The following is a 19723-nucleotide window of genomic DNA, read 5'->3' as shown; positions in this document are numbered from 1 at the left end:
TCATTTCTTTATCATTTTTTGTATTTTCCTAAAGTTATCACCCATTACCAAAATAAAATATAATCCCGAAGGCAATGATTGCAATGGAATTACTTGCTCTCCACTCTCATGGAAATAGCGATGCAATTGCTCTCCATAAGCAGAATATATATCAATCGTGTAAGGATGAGACGAATACGGTAAATCTCTTAACAATAATATCTCCTCCGGAGCCGAAACTACACAAATTTTTTCCCCCGGATGTTCCTGAGACAATAAGGCAGACTCCCGAGCATACACTTCATAAAAACGAGGCAGACCATATCCCAGCAAAGTATCCGGTCGGTTATATAAGGTGGCACTCTTTCGTATCCGTTCAACAATTTCTTTGTTAGACAGATGCGGTAACGCTTGTCTCAAACAAGCGGTCAATCCTGCCACAACCGGAGCAGAAAATGATGTCCCGTCTGCTTTCACAACTTCACCACCCACTCCCAAAAGCGCCGTTTGTGTCCCTAATGCCACAATATCCGGTTTTACCGTATCATTTTTCGTATAGCCATGACCGGTAAAATCACTGGAAACATCTTCTCCATCTATAGCGCCTACGGCCAATACGCCATACACATCAGAAGGAAATATTATTTTACGCCATGGACGTCTTCCCTCATTACCGGCACTATTAACGACAATCATCCCTTTCTCTACTGCCTTTTTAGCAGCTTTAGAAATAAACGCCGACTCTCCGTTAAAATCTTTATAAGAATGATTCAGCAACGGATCGTCAAATTCAAAATACCCTAACGAACTATTAATGACATCGACACCCACGCTATCAGCAAACTCCGCAGCAGCAGCCCAATAATCTTCTTCGACAGGATACTCCGAATTACTATCCTCAGACCTTAAAAGCCAATAATCAGCCTCCGGTGCCGTACCGCAAAAAACATTCTCAATCTCTCCAAGCATAGCCGACAAAACCAAAGCTCCATGATTATGTACACTGTATATATCAGAATTCGATTCCACAAAATCACGAGTTCCCAAAATCCTGCTTTTATCAATTCCCGGATTTCTATCGACATTCAAAAATCCCGCATCTATTACGGCTATCGTAATACCTTTACCTCTAAAACCTGCAGAATGCAATCTATCTCCTTCAAGATGAGATATTTGCCACAAAGCTGCTCCGTATGGAGACGACATGCCTTTCTCTTTTTTGATTGGAACCGTCGTATCAACAAAAAAATCTCCTCCTACAGCCGTATTTTCCCATACCAGTTCAATTTCACGAACAAAAGGGAATTCCCGCAGAGCATCCAACCGGCTACTGTCCGATACTGAAACAACTACAGTATTCAGCCACTTCGACCGTGTAATCACAGGGAATCCTGCCATTTTCAGCTGTTCCACATACCGGCGGCTGACAGGCAAATCTGTCGAATCGATAGGAATACCATACCTCGCTCTTCTTGCTAAAGCCTTAGATGAAAGAATTCTTTCCGGCTTTTCCAAAGAAAAAGCCGTATCTTTCTTATCAGTAAGCCAAACCCTGAACTTATACTGCTCCTGACCGTAACCAAAAACCAGACAAAACAGAAGACCTATGATACATATATACCTCATCGACCTATATATACTTTTTCAAATACCGCTGGTCATCAATTATACTTCCACCCAATACCCTGTCTCCTCTATAAAACACGGCCGATTGCCCGGGGGTCACTGCCGAAGCTTCATCACAAAAACGGACAATAGCCCGTCCTTCTACGACAGAACGCAAAGTTGCAGGAAGAGCAGCACTGCGGTAACGGATACGTACTGATATTTCTTCTTCCGGAGACAGCGGAATCGGAAGAAGAACATCCCTAACCAACATCTCTTTCGCCAACAGCTCACTCTTATCCCCCAAGCGAATTGTATTCTTCCGCGCATTTATTTTAATAACATATGCCGGATGTCCCAAAGCTATTTCCAAACCCTTTCTCTGGCCGACAGTATAAAAAGGAAAACCTTTATGACGACCTATTTTTCGACCCTCCTTATCGACAAAAAAACCTCCATTGACTTTTTCCGGCAATTCCGGAACCTCCTGTTTCAAAAATTCCCTATAATCATCTTCTATGAAGCAAACCTCCATACTTTCTTTTTTTTCGACTTTCTCTTTGAAACCTTTCGACAATACATATTTTTTTATGTCTTCTTTCTTCATTTCTCCTAAAGGAAACAACGTACGAGACAATTCTTTCTGTCCCAATCTCCACAGAAAATAAGACTGATCTTTCAACGGGTCGATACCTTTTAATAGATAAAACATATCGTTCTCCTTCCCAATACGGGCGTAATGACCCGTTGCAACCCATTTACACCCATAACGATCGGCCGCTTCAAGAAGATACCTCCATTTAAAATATAAATTGCACATAACACAAGGATTGGGAGTACGCCCCTGCATATATTCTTCGATAAAATCCTGAATGACAGTCTGTCTAAAATCCGATCTGACATCCATTGAATGATGTTCTATTCCCAATTTTTCGGCCAAAGTCCGCGCCTCTAAAACATGGACAGGCTCCATTTGTCCCGAGTGTGGAAAATGCTTGGGTAAATCCCACATGCGTAGTGTGACCCCCACAACATCATATCCTTGCTCCTGCAGCAACATGCACACTGCCGAGCTATCGACACCTCCGCTCATTCCCACTAAAACTCTCTTATCCAGACCTTTACTCTCATTCATTGTTTCGCCTTTGTATAATCCATTACCTTCCATACAAATGTAAGAACTTTATTCTAATCGACGAAATTTCAAAAACAGGCCTACACTATGAAATTAATTCTTTATTTTTGATTTATCTTCAGGACTTTTCCTAAATTTATAAAAACTATTTTGAGAAATCCTCTCAAGGATAATTCTTAAATTGGAGAAGGAAACAATAAGCAGTGCGACAAACAGAATCAAGGATAAAGACCGGAAAAAAAGTCAGAAAACAGACTAAATTACTTTATCAAAAAAAATGAAATCAACCTTATGACTACCTATTGAAATAAATATCTAATATTTTTATTTATCATGAAAACTAAATTTATAATTTTTCTTTTGCTCTATTGTACTGGTTCTTTGTGTGCCCAGACTCTTACCATTGGCAGCTACAACCTAAGAAACAAAAATGACTGGGATACCTCCAACGGCAACGGATGGGACCAACGCCTACCCTACATCTGTGGATTGATACGTACCAATTTTTTTGACATCATAGGGACCCAAGAAGTTCTTAATAGTCAACTAAATGACTTACTAAAAGGTCTACCCGAGTACAACTATATCGGTGTAGCCCGAGATGATGGTAAAACCCAAGGAGAATATGCGGCTATATTTTACAGAAAAAGTCGTTTGAAACTATTAGAAAATGGGAATTTCTGGTTATCCGAAATCACCGACCGCCCCAATAAAGGTTGGGATGCGTCCTTGCCAAGGATTTGCACATGGGGAAAATTTCAAGAAATAAAAAGCAAAAAGCACTTTTGGTTTTTCAATTTACATATGGATCATATAGGAATAGAAGCTCGAAAAGAAAGTGCCAAACTTATATTGAAAAAGGTAAAAGAAATGTGCGATGACGATATCGTTATCCTCACCGGTGATTTTAATGTAGACCAGCATAGCGACAGTTACAAACTACTGCACAACTCTAATCTACTAAATGATTCTCACGAAGTAGCAGACATACGTTACGCTCCGAACGGAACATTTAATGACTTCAACCCTACTCTATTCACTGAAAGCCGAATAGATCATATTTTTGTAACAACACCTGTAAAAGTAAAATCATACAGTGTATTGACTGATACATATCGCGTTCCGGTAGCAGAAAGTAATAAAAATCTAAAATCTGGAAATTTTCCCAAAGAAGTTTCTTTAAAACAATATGAAATACGTGTACCCTCCGACCATTATCCGGTCAAAGTTCTTATCGATATAGCAAAAAATAATAAAAAGAAAGCGCACTAACAACTATTAGTGCGCTTATCAGAGCGGGAAACGGGACTCAAACCCGCGACCCTCAGCTTGGAAGGCTAATGCTCTATCAACTGAGCTATTCCCGCAAAAATGTGGGCGAAGATGGATTCGAACCACCGAAGTCGTAAGACAGCAGATTTACAGTCTGCCCCATTTGGCCACTCTGGTATTCGCCCGTCCCAAATGCGGAGCAAAGGTAGAAATTTTATTTTAACTTGCAAACAAAATCGTGCATTTTTATTGCAGTAATTGCTGCTTCGACTCCTTTGTTACCATGAACACCTCCGGCTCTATCAAGAGATTGTTGCATCGTATCGGTAGTTAACACCCCAAATATAAAGGGAATACCAAACATTGTATTCAATTTTGTAATGCCAATCGTCACTCCCTGGCATACATAATCAAAATGTGGCGTATCACCCCGGACAACACAACCTAACACGATTACGGCATCAGGCTCATATGTCTCAGCCATCTGTTGAGCGCCAAATGTCAGTTCAAATGTCCCGGGAACCCGTGCGACCAAAATATTTTCACTTTTCACACCATTTTTTTCCAATGCATCACATGCTCCTTCAAGCAGCTTTTCAGTCACATTTGCATTCCATTCTGCACACACGATTGCTACACGCATATCCGATGCATCGGGAACCGAAGCCGGATCATAAGAAGACAGATTTTGATAAGCTGTTGCCATAAAAATTGTATCTATAATAATTTAATTTTAACTCAATAAAAAAGCCACCTTGGCAAAGGTAGCTTTTTTGTACTTATTTTAAAAATTCAATTTTATTTTCCTGCCTCTTCGTCACGAACGATATACTTCTCTATATCCTGATTTGACATTGATTTTGGATAAGAATCTTTTATTTTCTGGTACATTTCCAATGCCTTTTTCTTATTTCCCAACTTTTCATAAACAGTTGCTGCTTTTTTCAGATAAATAGGGCTTAGCATATCATTATCGGCTTTCTTCGCTGCTCTTTCAAAATATCCGACACCTTCTTCATATTTATCCATATTCACATAGCAATCTCCTATTGTACCGATAATTGCCGGAGAGATAAACTCTTCATCAGCATCAAAATTTTTCAAATAAGTAATAGCCTCATCATATTTACCCAGATTATATAAACTCAACCCTGAATATGCAGCAGCCAAATTTCCGGCTTTGGTAGAACTATATTCATCTGCTATTGCCTTAAAACCAATAAAATCGGCTCCATTTCCTTGTAATGCCAATTGGAATGAATCTTTTTCGAAATAAAATACTCCTTTATACATTTCTGCCTGAGCTTTATTTTCGCGAGGCAAAACATAAAAATGACGAACACCGATAATTGCCGATACAATAATAACAATAGCTAAAAGTCCCAATAAAATAGGTTTCTGATACTGTTGTATAAATTGTTCTGAACTGCTAAGAGCGGCGTTTACTTTATCCAACTCGTCTAATTCTTTCTTTTCGTGTGACATATTTCTTTTTATTTATTTCTATAAAACTGTAAGTATAAAGGTTTAATTGGTTGACAAAAGTAATTTATTTCTGTATATAAATAAAATTTCCGCCCTACTTTTTTATATCTGCTACCTTAATATCTCGTTTTTAGCCTGTTTTCACATATTGGAAACTCAAAAAGTAAAAAACTTTATGTACGTTTGCAACAATAAATTTTATTAAAAATGATATTGAATCGCCTTTCTATTCTAAACTTCAAAAATATTGCGCAAGCCGATTTGGAATTATCATCGGGTATCAACTGTTTTTTAGGTAATAATGGAATGGGCAAAACAAATCTTCTCGATGCAGTATACTACCTCTCATTCTGTAAAAGCAGTACGAATGTCATCGATTCGCAAAATATCAAACATGAAGAGAACTTTTTCATGCTGCAAGGATATTATGACAGAGACGGAGTGCCTGAAGAACTATACTGCGGGTTGAAACGAAAACAAAAAAAACAGTTCAAACGAAATAAGAAAGAATACAGCCGCTTGTCTGACCATATTGGATTCGTGCCCTTGGTATTGGTCTCACCGGCCGATTCCGAACTTATAAGAGGCGGGAGTGACGAACGACGGAAATTCCTCGATTTGGTAATTTCTCAATTCGATAAAGATTACCTAAACACACTTATCCGGTATAATAAAGCTTTGGCCCAACGCAATGCCTTACTGAAAGACGAAGTTACCGAAGCATCGCTATACGAAATCTGGGAAGAACAAATGGCTCTATATGGCTTGTCAATCTATAACTCACGCAAGGCCTTCTTACAAGAGTTTATCCCCGTTTTTCAAGAATTTTACAATTATATTTCCATCGGTAGTGAAGAAGTAAAATTAGAATATACATCCGACATTGCGCAAGGTGACCTATCAAAGCAACTCGCGTCAGTCAGAGACAGAGACCGTATTTTAGGTTATACTACCCGGGGTATTCATCGGGATGATTTGGAGATGAGGTTAGGCGAATATCCTATGAAACGAATTGGGTCACAAGGACAAAACAAAACGTTTTTAGTAGCTCTTAAACTTGCTCAGTTTGATTTCCTAAATAAAAACGGCACAACTCCTATACTTCTTCTCGATGATATCTTCGACAAGTTAGATGCCCACCGAGTAGAAAGAATCATAAAACTCGTCTCAGGGGAGCGTTTTGGCCAAATATTCATTACAGATACTAACCGGAAATATCTCGACGAAATTATCAAACAGACAGGAAACAGTTATCATTTGTATAATGTCAATAACGGAAATATAACTCGAAACAAGGAGGATGCTTTATGAAAAAACAAGAAGCTCAATCTATCGGTGAAATAATTTCCCAGCTATTAAAAGACCAAAATCTCGATGTAAAGTTAAACGAAACGAAACTCATAAAGTCTTGGAATAGTCTTCTCGGCGATTCTGTCGCCCGCTATACGACAAAACTCTATATACACAATCGCATATTATATGTGCAACTATCATCTGCAGTACTTCGTAACGAATTGAGCATGTGTCGAAATATGCTGATACAACGTTTGAACAAATACATAGGCACGGAAGTTATTACTGACATAATCTTTAAATAAAAACAATTATAAAATGGAAACTCCAAAATTTAGACATATCGTCCCCCTACAAATAAGATTCAATGATATCGATGCCTTAGGGCATCTCAACAATTCTGTATATTTTTCTTTTTACGATTTGGGAAAAGCCTCTTACTTCGAAACGGTAAAAGGAAAAGAAATCGACTGGAAAGATGCAGATATCGTCATTGCTAATATACACGCAGACTTCTTCTCTCCGGTATTTTTTAAAGATACCATCGCCGTACAAACCACCGTCGCAGAAATAGGCAATAAGAGTATGCGGGTTTTACAACAAATTATCAACACCCAAACAAACGAAATAAAAGCTGAATGCAGTACTATCATGGTCGGGTTCGACGTCAAACTATCTACTGCTAAAGAAATCTCTGAAAACTGGAGAAAATGTATAAGTCAATACGAAGGTAGAGACCTGAGCCGTAAATAGGCTCACTCTATCAATTATCGATACTTTGAGACTCTCCATAAACAGATGTTTCCGATATTGAGTTTGCCAACCGTTCGTTTTGCACATACAAATACGACGAATATCCGTAAGGCAGGCAATACACATCATCATTTATATCATCAAAACACAAAGGTACATGTAGCTCTCCCTGTCCGTTGACAAACCCAATCTTATTATCACTCTGAACAACCGCTACTTTCCCGGTAAAGGATACAGAATTTTCATATTGAGGCATTATCTTCATTTTACCCTTTTTATCGATAAAGCCCCACTTTCCGTTCAGTAGAACAGGAGCCAATGCAAACCCATTAAACGGCCGTACAGCATCATATACGGCATCAATAATTACGCGACCATCTTCATCACACCAACCCCACTTCTTTCCTTGCCGAATCATATAATTATTACCATCTACAGACATTGCATCAAAACGAGGAGTAACGACATATTTCCCGTCACGACCTATCAGCCCGCATTTTCCTCCAACTTGGACAATCGCCCTTTGGTTAGAGTCAAACCTCAGATTCCCCGATTCATATGGGTTATTATAATCTACCCTATTAAAATCTTTCTCAAATAAAGCAGGGATAACCATCGCTCCCGAACAATCTATAAATCCCCACTTCCCTTCCACCGTACGCACAGCAGCCAAACCATGAGAAAACAAATCGGCATCAATATATTGGGGTATAACTATAATTTCTCCTTTTTTATTGATATACCCGAAAAGTGGAGCATTTCGATTTTTTATAACTGAAAAAAGGGCCATCTCATCAAAAAAAGTACTTACAGAAAAAGCACTGTCCAAAACTATCTCAACTTCTCCTGACGTATTAATCGCTTGAGGTACATCCCCCGGAAGAACCACCCATGCCAAACCTTCATTAAAGCACGTCGCCTGGCTGTATCGGGCAGGTATCACAAAATCACCTTCCCTATCAATATAGCCATAATATGTGTTATTCCCTTCTTCTATGGATACGACCGCAAGGCCCTCTCTGAACAAAGATGCAGAACAAAAATTTTTATCAATGGCAACATTTCCATCTGCATCAATATATTGCCAATATTCTCCAGTCTGCACAGGATACAGCTCTATCCGATTCTTTTCACCTGTACAACCCCAAAGAATACAAAAGTATCCCAAAATCAAACTTCGGGTTATAAAATCCATCATAATTTTCATATTTACCGATGGTAAGAATGGTCTGTATCCACTATGACATAATATGATTGACCATCCAATGCATTAGAAATATAATCCCTACTGATTTTATCATATTGAGGATTTATTACATAACGTCCATCCTCATTTATAAAGCCTATACGAGTACTGGTCCACACAACAGCCTGTTTCCCTACAAAAGGCAACGCCATATCAAACTGACGTTTTATCTTGATTTTTCCCTTTCTGTTAATATAGGCCCATTTCCCATCTATCCGTACAGGAGCCAACGGTGCATCATAAAAATTAAAACCTTTCTCAAAACGAGGCTCTATAACTATAGAACCATCTTCATTGCACCATCCCCATTTTTTGTTCTTTTCTATCAAAAGCCATTTCCCGTCCGCACGCATATGACTGTATTCGGGAGCTACAACACCCTCACCTTTTTCATTAATTACTCCCCATAATCCATTCACACAGACAATTGCCCGATCTTCCCGATAAAAAGGCTTCACTTTATCAAACATATAATCGATAATCACCTCTCCTGTTTTATCGATATATCCCCATTTACCTTTTTCATTCATTACTGCAGCTTTCCCAAAAGAAAAACTTCCGGCATTCTTAAAATGAGTATCAATAATTGTTTCCCCATTACGATTTACAAATCCCCAAAAAGAGCCTTTGGGCTCTTTTATAGAATAGGCCGCCATACCCTCACTGAAACATAATACATTCTCTGCCTCACGGAGAGTAAACTTCAACTCACCTTTCTTATTGATGGCACACGGAGCCTCCCCCTGCTTAACGACCCATGCAAGGCCTTCGCTAAATACCGTAGCTCGTTTGTAAAGAGGCGCTATAACAAACTCCCCGTCTTCATCAATATACCCATATTCCTGTTCTCGACCCTGTGTCTGTACAAGTGCCAGATTTTCCCTAAAAAGAGAACTTTCCGAATACTTTCCCCCAAAAACTGATTCGTCATTATCGTTGATATAACGGCATGTATCTTCTGCCCATACAGGTACCAACGAAACAGAATCGATGCGACTTTTACCTTTATCTCCACAAGAAAAAGCTCCGAACACTATCAGCAAAAATAAAGATAAAAAACTTTTTTTTCCAAGAACAACCATAGGACTTATTATTTATGAGAAAATAAAATATTATACATATCACCTGCCTATACAAAGATACATCTTTTTTCAACACAAAAACGGAGAGTAATACATTTTTACCCTCCGCTCACAAAACTCTTTCCTTTATAAAAATGCTATACAAGCTTGATTGTACCTACTTTATCATAAGTCTCAATATGTCTATTTCTCTTTTCTTCCAAAATTTCATTTACCGCAATCAATATGCCCGATTCCTCTACATCACCAAACTCATCATTGATTGCCGTCCCAAACATTTTCATCATAGGAGACAATCCCATATATGCATTTACCAACGGAGGAATATTATATCCCAAAGCCCGAACCTCTTGATTCAATATCCTATAATTTTCCTTAAAATCATCAGAGGGGAAAAGCTTCTCCATTTCCTTAACATCTGTAGTAGTCTGTAAAGGAGTACGCGGCCATACCAACTTTTCCTTATCAGGGAAATGTTTATTCAAAAAATAGAGAATCATATCCCGTCCACGTGTTGAGTAGCTCGGATACATAGTTACCTTTCCGAAAAAATATTCTATCTGCGGGTAATCTACGGTCAGAGCTCCCAATCCGTCCCAAAGATTATCTAAAACATATAAGCCCTTTGTTCCCGCCCGGGATGACTGATACTCCAAAGTTACGAACGAACGTCCGAGTTCAAGAGTATAAGGCATATATTCCTCTATAAATTTTTTAGAAAAATCAAACATATGGGAGGTTGCAATTATCGGCCTTCCGAGAGAGTCATATTTGACATTCTCCCCCAAAATAAAACGATATCCACCCAATATCTCCTCAGCCTCAGGATTCCAGACAATGAGCTGCTGGCACGGCTCCTCCATAGTATCATACTCATCAATATCACACGGCTTTCCCGTACCACCTCCCGCATAACGGAATGCAATTTCACGTAAACGCCCTATTTCTTTCAAAACATTGGGAGCATTATAACAATTAACGATATAAATTTCATTGTTTGCCTTACGCGTTTGGCGCATAAAACGTTCCGGAGTAAGTTCTGCCTTTATCAGTTTTTTATCCACCGGTGCTATTATCTCTTCCATAATACTGATAATTTTTCTATCATTTTTTTAAATCGTAAACCTGTTTTTTTACCTCCGTAGCCCACTGTCCCAAAGTCTTGGTCCGGTCGAATGTCTGCCAAGGTATCGGTTTACCAAAATATATAGTAAACGTTTTATTTTCACTTTTAAACATTTCGCTGGGTAAATATATCAACTCAATATTGAATTTCAGCCCTAACATTTTCCGAATTCTTGCAAAACGATAAAAGAATTTTGAGTTAAGACCATCAAAATATACCGGAACCACATCCCGTTGATATTGAATCGTTTTTGCGATGAATGTTTTCTTCCACTCTAAATCTTGTACTCCTCCCGGCTGCAACCGCGAACACAATCCGGCAGGAAATACTAAAATCTGATCATCTGACTCATAAGCCTTTCGTATCTCTTCGGCCGAGTCCTTTGCCTGTCCTCCATACTTATTAATAGGCAGAAAAACAGGAGCTAAGGGCTTCACATTCATCAATAAATCGTTGACCAGAAATTTTATTTTAGAATTATACTTGCTTCCTAAAACAGAAACTAAACTTATACCGTCGAGGCCTCCTAAAGGATGATTAGAGGCAAATGTAAAACGTCCCTTTTCCGGGATATTTTCTGTGCCGACAAGGTTGACGGTTACATTTAATTCATGAAGTAATGAATTTGCAAAGTCCACACCTTCATCTCCGTTATAAGTACGTAAGATGTAATTCATGCGCTCCTGGCAAATTGTCTTTTCAAGAAAACGGTAAGCGAACCCAGGGAGTTTTTTCCCCAGCCCCGGGGCTTTCGTCTTTATAATTCGCTCAATGTCTAATTGTAGCGGTAATTCTTTATCCATTTGACCTTTATACAAAAAGAAAGTGCACAAAAGTACATTATTTTTTTTAGAAAAATGCCAGTATTACACAATTCTGTTCTTTTTTTCGGAAATTATTATCGATTTGCCTCTTTTCAACGACTTTTTATACCATTTTTCATATCGCCTTTTTTTTAAATCTTTACAGAAAATAAACATTGCGAAATCCTTAATTATCAAAAACTAACTGTTGATAACTTTTACATAAAAAATCGCTCTTTTCGTAAAGACAGATAAAAGAATTATTTCTAACTTTACCTGCTAAATCCGAGATAGTTTTATTTTTAGGTGAAAATGACGCAAAATCCTATATATCACATACCTGCTTTGCTCAATGAATGCATAGACGGACTACACATTTCTCCTTCCGGGACATATGTTGATGTTACATTCGGTGGCGGTGGTCACTCCAATGCTATCCTGACACAGCTCAATGCATCAGGGCATCTCTATGCATTTGACCAGGATAAAGATGCCGAAAAAAATATTATCAAAGATTCCAGATTTACTTTTATAAGAAGTAACTTTCGATTTCTGAAAAACTTTATGCGTTATCATAATGTACAAGAAATCGACGGCCTATTAGCAGACTTAGGAGTTTCTTTTCATCATTTTGACGATGCTCAAAGGGGATTTTCATTCCGTTTCGATGGGAAACTTGACATGCGGATGAACAATCGAGGGGGAGAATCGGCAGCCGACGTAATCAATAACTACAATGAGGAACAACTCTCAGATATTTTTTATCTCTACGGAGAGTTAAAATCTTCACGAAAAATCGCATCTGCCATAGTCAAGGCTCGAAACAACAGAAAGATAACCGAAACTCATGAGCTTTTAGAAATTATACAGCCATTCATCAACCGAAAACAGGAAAAAAAAGAACTGGCTCAACTATTTCAAGCTCTACGCATCGAAGTAAATCACGAAATGGATAGTTTGAAACGATTGCTAATACAGTCGACAGAATTACTGAAACCAAGGGGAAGACTTGTCGTTCTTACCTATCACTCTCTCGAAGACCGAATAGTAAAAAATTATTTTAAAACCGGAAACTTTGAAGGAAAAATAGAAACCGATTTTTATGGACGGATAAATACTCCGTTAAAACAAATCAATAATAAAGTAATCACCCCCACGGAAGAGGAAATAGAAAAAAATCCTCGTTCCAGAAGTGCAAAGCTCAGAATAGCAGAAAAAATATAACTATCAGTTTCGACATATGGAAGAAGAGACAACAAATAATAAAGAGACAATAAATAATGATGCGCCAGAAGAGAAAAAAACGTTTATGCATTATATAAAAATTTTATATAAAGCCATGACCGATATTTTCAAAGGACGAGGTATTTCAAATGAAGTCCTTATAAATAGATGGAGAAGCATTGCCGTATTTATGATTCTTGTGCTCATTTATATAAGTAACAGATATACCTGCCAGCAAAAAATAGCCGAAATAGGCAGTTTGGAAAAGCAATTGACAGATATCCGGTACGAAGCTCTAACCTTGTCTTCTGAATTAATGGGCAGCAGTCGCCAATCACAAGTACAAGCACTGATAGAATCCAAAGGAATTTCTTTAGAAGAATCGAAACAGCCACCATTTAAATTGATAAAAAAAGCGACAGATAAATGACAGCAGATAAAGGTAACATATTGCTCCGTTATTCTATTATCATCATATGCATTCTTATTGTCTGTATAGCAATATTGACACGTGCCGGACGGACTATTTTCGTCGAAAGAGAGGAATGGCAGAAGAAAGCCGACTCCCTAAAAATCGAAAATGTTACTCTCTATCCCAATCGAGGGAATATATACGCGGCCGACGGTCGCCTGATGGCAAGCAGCATACCCCAATATTATCTGTATATCGATTTTAAAGCCGACGGGTTGAAGAAAGACACATTGATGAAATACATCAAACCTCTGAGTGAGGCCCTATCCAAAAAACTCGGAGACCGTTCCCCTCTCGGGTATGAAAAACATTTGTTGAACGGATATAGAAAAGGAAGCCGCCAATATCCGATTTGCAGAAAAAGAGTTTCATATACCGACATGAAAGAAATAAAGACTTTCCCATTCCTAAGAATGAGTCCTAATAAAAGCGGTTTTTATACCAAACGCATGGTAAGAAGAATCAAACCTTTCGGTTCATTAGCTTCCCGGACAATCGGTGACATATACGGTGAATATGAAAAGGGTGGGAAAAATGGCATCGAATTGGCCTATGACTCTCTCTTAAGAGGGAAACCGGGCTCTTGCACCAAACAAAAAATACGAGGCAGATGGGTAAATATAGCCAATAAAGAACCTATCAATGGATTAGATATCCATACGACCATCGATATCAACATCCAGGATATTACCGAGAAATCCCTTATTGAGATGTTAACAAAAACAGACGCAGAATCTGGCACTGCTGTGGTTATGGATGTAAAAACCGGAGAGGTAAAAGCAATTACCAATATAGGTAAAAATTATGCCGGAGTCTATGCAGAAACAAGGAATCATGCCGTCGCTGACGAATTGGAGCCGGGATCAACGTTCAAAGTCGCATCCATGATGGTCGCATTAGATGCAGGTGTTGTCAGACCCGACGATCCGGTAGATACTGGGAACGGAATATTTATGTATGCAGGCTCACGAATGACCGACCATAATGCACACAAAGGAGGTTACCATGTAATAACCGCAGCTCAATCAATCTGGTATTCTTCAAACATAGGTGTAGCTAAAATCATCCTCAACGGATTCGGGAAAAGGCCGCAAGATTTCGTTGACGGTCTGTATGCCATAGGTCTGAACAAAACGGTAAAATTAAACATACCGGGAGAGGGGCATCCAATCATCAAACATCCGATAAAAGACCGGAAAAACTGGTCCATGACATCTCTGCCGTGGATGTCATTCGGATACGAAACCCAGATTCCTCCTATTTATACCCTAATGTTTTATAATGCCATCGCTAATGGAGGAAAAATGATAAAACCCATCTTCGTAAAAGAAATATGCAAAGACGGGGTAAGCTTACAAAAGATGAGTACTGAAATTATAAACCCGCAAATATGCAAACCTGCAACATTGTCGATTATCCAACAAATGCTGGAAGACGTCGTAACGAAAGGTACAGCTAAAGCCGTGCTTTCTGACTATATAAAAATTGCAGGGAAAACAGGTACGGCGCAAATAGCTCAAGGAAGCGCCGGATATCGCGGTGCCGGGAAAAAACATCGTGTATCGTTTTGCGGATATTTTCCTGCAGATAATCCCCAATATTCGGCAATCGTAGTAATAACAGCCCCCCGTATCGGTTATCCTTCCGGAGGAACGATGTCTGGTGGAGTAGTAAAAAACATCGCTGAGCAGATTTATGCCCAAGGAATACAATCCGCCATTACCCCCAACCAACCGGACACTGTTCACAGCCATTTGCCCCGTATCAAAAATGGTAATTTCAAGCAAACGGTCTTCGCCTGCGATAAAATGAATCTCTCTTACGAAGATTTCGTCCGAGACGAGAGCTGGACAAAAGTCAGTGACGACACTCATAAAGTCCTCCTAAAAGGACTATCGATAGAACCGAAAACCGCACCAGATGTTATGGGTATGGGAGCTCGGGATGCCATATATTTACTGGAGCAAACAGGATTGAAAGTCTCTTTTTCAGGAAAAGGGCGAGTAATAAGCCAATCCATTCCTCCAGGACGTAACATTGTCAAAGGGCAGACGATTGCAATAGTTTTAAAATAAAAAATTCACACCGGAGATATTCTGGTTTTATATAATAAATGAATATAGGAATGACATTAGAAAGATTAGTACAACACATTACCGTAAAACAAATTTATGGTAAACCTGACATAAATATAGAAGGTATAGATTCCGATTCCCGAAATATCAAAGACAAATATCTTTTTATTGCCGTAAAAGGTACATCGGTCGACGGACATGAATTTATCGATAAGGCAATAGAACAAGGAGCAACTGCAATCGTATGTGAAAGCTTGCCACAAAAAATATCAGACAAAGTTGTTTATATTCAGACGAATGACAGTGCCGAAGCATTAGGGCGATTGGCCTCGGCCTGGTATGGAAAGCCATCAAAAGAACTGACATTGGTCGGTGTAACCGGTACTAACGGTAAAACGACAACGGCTACTTTACTATATGAATTGTTCCGTCTTTTCGGTGAAAAAGTCGGGTTACTGTCTACTGTATGCAACTATATCGACACCCTTGCCATACCAGCGACACACACGACACCCGACCCCCTCAGCCTGCACAAATTATTGAGAGAAATGGTAGATGCAGGGTGTACCTATGCTTTTATGGAAGTAAGCTCTCACTCTGCCCATCAGAAAAGAATCGCTGGACTCGACTTTGATGGTGCCATTTTTACAAATCTGACTCGCGACCATCTGGATTATCACAAAACAGTAGATGCCTATTTGAAAGCAAAAAAGATGTTTTTTGATGATCTGAAAAAAGAGGCCTTTGCCCTCGTCAATCTGGATGACAAATCAGGGCTGGTCATGCTACAAAATACCCGAGCCCAAAAACATACATATTCTCTACGCACATTGGCAGATTTTAAAGGACGCATTATCGAAAGTCGTCTCGACGGTACTACACTCGAACTAAACGGGCGAGAAGTAGAAGTACAATTTGTGGGAAAATTCAATGCCTACAATTTACTGGCTGTTTATGGTGCTGCCTGCCTTTTAGGAAAAGATGTCGAGGACATCCTTGTAAAAATGAGTCTGCTGGTTCCGGTTGCCGGACGTTTTCAAACATTACATGCCCCTGAAAAATATACAGCTATCATAGACTATGCTCACACTCCCGACGCATTAAACAACGTACTCGGGTCCATCAAGGAAGTTATTGGAGACAAAGGTCATATCATTACTGTAGTAGGAGCAGGAGGAAACCGAGATAAAGGAAAGCGCCCTCTTATGGCCCAAGAAGCCGTAAATGCCAGTGACAAAGTAATATTGACATCTGACAATCCCCGCTTTGAAGAACCCGGAGATATACTGAACGATATGTTAGCCGGATTGGATTCTATTCAAAGGAAAAAAGTTCTTTCCATTGCAGACCGGCGAGAAGCCATACGTACCGCAACTCAGTTTGCACAACCCGGAGATGTCATTTTAATTGCCGGAAAAGGACATGAAGACTACCAAGAGATAAAAGGTGTGAAACACCATTTTGACGATAAAGAAGAAGTAGAAAAAATTTTTCGGGGAGAAATGTAATATCGATGTAAAAAAATAAAAATATATACGAATATGTTATACTATTTGTTCCATTACCTTGACCAATTAGACTTTCCCGGAGCGGGGATGTTCAAATATATTTCTTTCCGTTCAGGAATGGCACTTATCTTTTCGCTGTTTATATCTACGATTATCGGGAAAAAAATTATCGATAAACTCCAATACATGCAAATTGGAGAAATAGTCAGAGACCTCGGATTAGAAGGGCAGATGAGTAAAAAAGGAACCCCAACTATGGGTGGAATTATCATTATCATTGCCATAATCATACCATGCCTTCTATTTGGTCGCCTCGAAAATATATATATGCTTTTAATGCTCATCACAACGGTATGGCTGGGTGCTATCGGATTCCTCGACGATTATATAAAAGTATTCAAAAAAGATAAAGAAGGGCTGCACGGGCGCTTCAAAATCATCGGACAAGTCGGCTTAGGATTAATCGTAGGGCTAACCTTATATTTAAGTCCCGATGTTGTAATTCGAGAAAATGTATATGCCAAAAATACCAATAACGAAGAGGTTATAAAATACATGCCCGAAAATATAAAATCCACACAGACCACCATTCCATTTTTAAAAAATAACAATTTTGACTATGCTGATTTGGTTCCATTTTTAGGAGAAAATGCTCAAATAGCCGGATGGATAATTTTCATATTAGTAACTATTTTCATTGTAACAGCAGTCTCCAACGGAGCAAATCTTACAGATGGACTCGACGGATTAGCTACCGGAAGCTCTGCCATAATCGGAGTTACACTTGGCATTTTGGCCTACCTCTCAGGACATATTGCCTATGCGTCATACTTGAATATTATGTATATTCCCGGGACAGAGGAGCTTGTCGTATTCGCAAGCGCTTTTATCGGAGCGACAATCGGGTTCCTATGGTACAATGCATTCCCAGCACAAGTGTTCATGGGTGATACCGGAAGTCTTACGTTAGGTGGTATAATCGCTGTATTTGCCATACTGATACACAAAGAATTATTAATTCCGGTTCTTTGCGCCATTTTCTTGGTAGAGGACCTTTCGGTAATGATACAAGTAGCCTACTTCAAATTTACCAAGAAAAAATACGGAGAAGGCAGACGGTTTTTCAAAATGGCTCCCTTACATCACCATTTTCAAAAACAAGGAAATTCGGGAATAGATGCCATTATACAACGGCCCTTCCGAGCTATTCCCGAATCTAAAATTGTAGTGCGATTTTGGATTGTAGGCATTATATTGGCTGTAATCACTATCGTAACATTAAAAATGCGATAATAAAAACAACGTTTTTTAAGATAAGAAAAAATGAGTAAACGAATTGTTGTTTTAGGAGCTGGAGAAAGCGGTGCAGGTGCTGCCGTACTGGCCAAGGTAAAAGGATTCGACGTCTTTGTGTCAGATATGTCGCTTATCAAAGACAAATATAAAAACCTTCTCAATCAGTATAATATCGTTTGGGAAGAAGGGCATCACACACAAGAACTGATACTCAACGCCGATGAAGTAATAAAAAGTCCCGGAATACCCGAAAACGCCCCTATAATAGAGGCTTTACGGGAACGGAATATCCCTGTCATTTCAGAAATAGAATTTGCCGGACGATACACGCATGCCAAAATGATATGCATAACCGGCAGTAACGGCAAAACAACGACAACATTACTGACTTACCATATACTCAAAAACGCCGGGCTCAATGTAGGGCTTGCCGGAAACGTAGGGCAGAGCCTTGCTTACCAGGTAGCGACACAAAATTACGATTACTATGTCATAGAGTTGAGCAGTTTTCAACTTGATAACATGTACAATTTTAAAGCCAATATTGCCATTTTACTGAACATAACCCCCGACCACCTTGACCGATATGGATACAATATGCAAAACTATATAGATGCAAAATTCCGTATCACTCAGAACCAAACGGAAGACGATGTATTCATTTATTGGAATGACGATCCAGTCATATCAAAAGAATTGAAAGCCCATCATCTCAAAGCAAAGCTATTCCCGTTTGCGGAAACCCACGAAGATGGAGTCAAGGCTTATAAAAAAGATCATGATATCATTATAGAGGCTCCAGATACCACTTTTTCTATAACTGACCAGGAACTCGCATTACAAGGCAGGCACAACCTGTTCAACTCAATGGCTGCCAGCATTTCGGCCAATGTCCTGGACATAAAGAAAGAAGACATCCGCGCAGCATTGAGTGATTTCCAGGGAGTGGAACACCGGCTTGAAAAAGTTGCACGTATCCGGGGAGTAGAATTCATCAATGACTCAAAAGCGACCAATGTAAACTCCTGCTGGTATGCATTAGAAAGTATGAGAACCAAAGTGGTCCTGATTTTAGGAGGGAAAGATAAAGGTAACGATTATACCGAAATAGAATCACTGGTACACGATAAAGTAAAAGCTATCATTTGTCTGGGAGTCGATAATAGCAAACTTCATGCTTTTTTTGACGGAAAAGTAGATACAATACAAGATGCCTCATCCATGAAAGAAGCCGTCGATAAAGCTTTTGCCGTGGCTCAACCGGGTGATACCGTATTACTATCTCCTTGCTGCGCCAGTTTCGACTTATTCAAAAGTTACGAAGACCGAGGTACTCAGTTCAAAGAATGCGTTAAGAACTTATAAACTC

General features: G+C 39.1%; 18 protein-coding genes and 2 tRNA genes. 10 read left to right on the top strand and 10 right to left on the bottom strand.

The features are described 5' to 3' along the window. Both Cop2CBH44_RS12520 and mnmA read right to left on the bottom strand, forming a co-directional pair. The gene (locus tag Cop2CBH44_RS12520; RefSeq protein ID WP_021930816.1) at window positions 1-1605 is read right to left on the bottom strand and encodes a S8 family peptidase; all 1605 of its coding nucleotides are present in this window, start codon (window positions 1603-1605) and stop codon (window positions 1-3) included. Between the two features lie 4 nt (window positions 1606-1609). Beyond that, window positions 1610-2719 carry a tRNA 2-thiouridine(34) synthase MnmA gene (gene mnmA, locus Cop2CBH44_RS12515; RefSeq protein WP_200754934.1) on the bottom strand — a complete coding sequence of 370 codons (1110 nt, stop codon included), beginning with the start codon at window positions 2717-2719 and terminating at the stop codon, window positions 1610-1612. Window positions 2720-3052: 333 nt separating this feature from the next. On the opposite strand from mnmA, the gene Cop2CBH44_RS12510 reads away from it, so the two are divergent. Further along, window positions 3053-3991, top strand: a complete 939-nt coding sequence (locus Cop2CBH44_RS12510) for an endonuclease/exonuclease/phosphatase family protein (RefSeq protein WP_055097439.1) — start codon at window positions 3053-3055, stop codon at window positions 3989-3991. Between the two features lie 22 nt (window positions 3992-4013). Here the strand turns inward: Cop2CBH44_RS12510 and Cop2CBH44_RS12505 are convergent. From Cop2CBH44_RS12505 to Cop2CBH44_RS12490, 4 genes are all read right to left on the bottom strand, one after another. Beyond that, window positions 4014-4086: transfer RNA gene (locus Cop2CBH44_RS12505), tRNA-Gly, on the bottom strand. Between the two features lie 7 nt (window positions 4087-4093). Beyond that, window positions 4094-4176: transfer RNA gene (locus Cop2CBH44_RS12500), tRNA-Tyr, on the bottom strand. A 29-nt stretch (window positions 4177-4205) separates the two neighbouring features. After that, entirely contained in the window at window positions 4206-4697 is a 492-nt protein-coding gene (gene ribH / locus Cop2CBH44_RS12495) for a 6,7-dimethyl-8-ribityllumazine synthase (RefSeq protein ID WP_021930819.1), read from the bottom strand. Window positions 4698-4789: 92 nt separating this feature from the next. After that, complete coding sequence (locus Cop2CBH44_RS12490) at window positions 4790-5476, bottom strand: tetratricopeptide repeat protein (protein ID WP_021930820.1); 687 nt, start codon at window positions 5474-5476, stop codon at window positions 4790-4792. A gap of 207 nt (window positions 5477-5683) precedes the next feature. On the opposite strand from Cop2CBH44_RS12490, the gene recF reads away from it, so the two are divergent. The 3 genes from recF to Cop2CBH44_RS12475 are packed head-to-tail and all read left to right on the top strand — an operon-like array spanning window position 5684 to window position 7522. Then, window positions 5684-6787, top strand: a complete 1104-nt coding sequence (gene recF / locus Cop2CBH44_RS12485; RefSeq protein WP_200754933.1) for a DNA replication/repair protein RecF — start codon at window positions 5684-5686, stop codon at window positions 6785-6787. Continuing rightward, window positions 6784-7074, top strand: coding sequence for a DciA family protein (locus Cop2CBH44_RS12480; RefSeq protein ID WP_021930822.1), 291 nt, complete (start codon window positions 6784-6786; stop codon window positions 7072-7074). Before recF ends, Cop2CBH44_RS12480 begins: the two co-directional genes overlap by 4 nt. Before the next feature lie 13 nt (window positions 7075-7087). Beyond that, window positions 7088-7522 carry an acyl-CoA thioesterase gene (locus Cop2CBH44_RS12475; RefSeq protein ID WP_021930823.1) on the top strand — a complete coding sequence of 145 codons (435 nt, stop codon included), beginning with the start codon at window positions 7088-7090 and terminating at the stop codon, window positions 7520-7522. 10 nt (window positions 7523-7532) lie between these two features. Here the strand turns inward: Cop2CBH44_RS12475 and Cop2CBH44_RS12470 are convergent, their stop codons facing one another. The 4 genes from Cop2CBH44_RS12470 to glsA all read right to left on the bottom strand — a co-directional run bounded on the left by Cop2CBH44_RS12470 (window position 7533) and on the right by glsA (window position 11779). Beyond that, entirely contained in the window at window positions 7533-8720 is a 1188-nt protein-coding gene (locus tag Cop2CBH44_RS12470) for a WG repeat-containing protein (RefSeq protein ID WP_200754932.1), read from the bottom strand. Window positions 8721-8731: 11 nt separating this feature from the next. After that, window positions 8732-9850: a WG repeat-containing protein gene (locus Cop2CBH44_RS12465; protein ID WP_200754931.1), complete on the bottom strand. Its 1119-nt coding sequence runs from the start codon at window positions 9848-9850 to the stop codon at window positions 8732-8734. 137 nt (window positions 9851-9987) lie between these two features. Then, entirely contained in the window at window positions 9988-10935 is a 948-nt protein-coding gene (glsB, locus tag Cop2CBH44_RS12460; RefSeq protein WP_021930825.1) for a glycine N(alpha)-acyltransferase GlsB, read from the bottom strand. 19 nt (window positions 10936-10954) lie between these two features. Then, window positions 10955-11779, bottom strand: coding sequence for a lyso-glycine lipid O-acyltransferase GlsA (gene glsA, locus Cop2CBH44_RS12455; RefSeq protein WP_055097424.1), 825 nt, complete (start codon window positions 11777-11779; stop codon window positions 10955-10957). 312 nt (window positions 11780-12091) lie between these two features. Between glsA and rsmH the strand changes: the two genes are divergently transcribed. From rsmH to murD, 6 genes are read left to right on the top strand one after another with little or no spacing between them, the layout of a single operon-like run. Continuing rightward, window positions 12092-13003 carry a 16S rRNA (cytosine(1402)-N(4))-methyltransferase RsmH gene (gene rsmH / locus Cop2CBH44_RS12450; protein WP_055097422.1) on the top strand — a complete coding sequence of 304 codons (912 nt, stop codon included), beginning with the start codon at window positions 12092-12094 and terminating at the stop codon, window positions 13001-13003. Window positions 13004-13019: 16 nt separating this feature from the next. Further along, window positions 13020-13433, top strand: coding sequence for an FtsL-like putative cell division protein (locus tag Cop2CBH44_RS12445; protein WP_021930828.1), 414 nt, complete (start codon window positions 13020-13022; stop codon window positions 13431-13433). Next, window positions 13430-15550, top strand: a complete 2121-nt coding sequence (locus tag Cop2CBH44_RS12440) for a penicillin-binding protein (protein WP_021930829.1) — start codon at window positions 13430-13432, stop codon at window positions 15548-15550. Before Cop2CBH44_RS12445 ends, Cop2CBH44_RS12440 begins: the two co-directional genes overlap by 4 nt. A 50-nt stretch (window positions 15551-15600) precedes the next feature. Next, window positions 15601-17058 (top strand): UDP-N-acetylmuramoyl-L-alanyl-D-glutamate--2,6-diaminopimelate ligase, encoded by a 1458-nt coding sequence (locus Cop2CBH44_RS12435; protein WP_200754930.1) that lies wholly within the window; start codon window positions 15601-15603, stop codon window positions 17056-17058. 33 nt (window positions 17059-17091) lie between these two features. Beyond that, the gene (gene mraY / locus Cop2CBH44_RS12430; protein ID WP_021930831.1) at window positions 17092-18351 is read left to right on the top strand and encodes a phospho-N-acetylmuramoyl-pentapeptide-transferase; all 1260 of its coding nucleotides are present in this window, start codon (window positions 17092-17094) and stop codon (window positions 18349-18351) included. Between the two features lie 30 nt (window positions 18352-18381). Further along, the gene (murD, locus tag Cop2CBH44_RS12425; RefSeq protein WP_200754929.1) at window positions 18382-19719 is read left to right on the top strand and encodes a UDP-N-acetylmuramoyl-L-alanine--D-glutamate ligase; all 1338 of its coding nucleotides are present in this window, start codon (window positions 18382-18384) and stop codon (window positions 19717-19719) included. The last annotated feature ends 4 nt before the right edge of the window (window positions 19720-19723 follow it).

Origin of the sequence: Coprobacter secundus subsp. similis (genome assembly GCF_015097275.1) — a bacterium.
In the GTDB taxonomy this organism is placed as follows: Bacteria; Bacteroidota; Bacteroidia; order Bacteroidales; family Coprobacteraceae; genus Coprobacter; species Coprobacter secundus.
This window is presented reverse-complemented; position numbering and strand designations above follow the sequence as displayed.